Origin of the sequence: Borreliella americana (assembly GCF_021043605.1) — a bacterium.
Lineage (GTDB): Bacteria > Spirochaetota > Spirochaetia > Borreliales > Borreliaceae > Borreliella > Borreliella americana.
In genome coordinates, this window is record NZ_JAJNFB010000051.1 from 1 (window position 1) to 869 (window position 869).

An 869-nucleotide genomic window follows, 5' to 3' on the forward strand; every position below is an offset into this window, starting at 1 on the left:
GATTTTGCATATCTCAAGACTTCAAAAAGTTGTACTTATTTACGTTATACTTTTTTTCATCGCTTCCAAAAATGCAAGTTTAGCGTCTTTTATGCTCAAAGAGCTTGCAAAAGGTGGAGCAATTTCATATTGCTCACAAGCCTTTTCAAGATTTGACAATATTTTAGAATTTTTGAAGGCATTGGCCTCAGTCTGCCTTTCAGTTTGTTTTCTAGCTTTGATGAAGTTGCTTTCCGCTTCAGCAAGCCTTTTTTCAAAATCTTCTCGTGATATCATGTTTGGCAATTTTTTTGAATCAGACATTAATTTTTCATATTCTTCTGAAGATATTGTTACAAGTTCTTTGTAGTTTTTAGTAAAAGATTCGGAAATTGCAATAGTGTCTTCACTTAATGAATCTTGCATATAAAGCCTCCTATAAAAATTAATTTTCTAAATTTGCAAGTACTCTTTCATTTCGTCTTGTATTTTTAGATACAAGCTATCATTTTTTATTTATTTTAATTTTATTAAAAGTTCTACGTAGGTTGCTAATGTTTTTGCATGTTTTTAATCAATTTCGGCTTGTTTTTTTTGATTGATTGGTTTGACTGGTTTGTAACACCAATTAGAATTCAAACCAAATTTTGAAAGCACCGTATTGATAAAGGGTGTTACCATTAGTTTGCATATCTGCTCAATATTTAGGTAAAAAATATCGTAATTACCAATACTACCCTCACCAGATGGTGATATTGGATATAGTATCTCTTTAGTAGGAATTCCTGAATGAAGAGTTATATCTGAAACAATAATTTCAAAAGAGTCTTTTAACTAAAATAACAAAGAATTCTCCACCTATAATTTCTATGAAATTTAGGTGGAGATGA

Annotated in this window: 1 protein-coding gene; it reads right to left on the reverse strand. The window is 29.9% G+C overall.

All coding sequences use genetic code 11. The features are described from left to right. Positions 1 to 39: 39 nt before the first annotated feature. Positions 40 to 405 carry a hypothetical protein gene (locus LRB30_RS05780; protein ID WP_231020151.1) on the reverse strand — a complete coding sequence of 122 codons (366 nt, stop codon included), beginning with the start codon at positions 403 to 405 and terminating at the stop codon, positions 40 to 42. Positions 406 to 869: the final 464 nt, after the last annotated feature.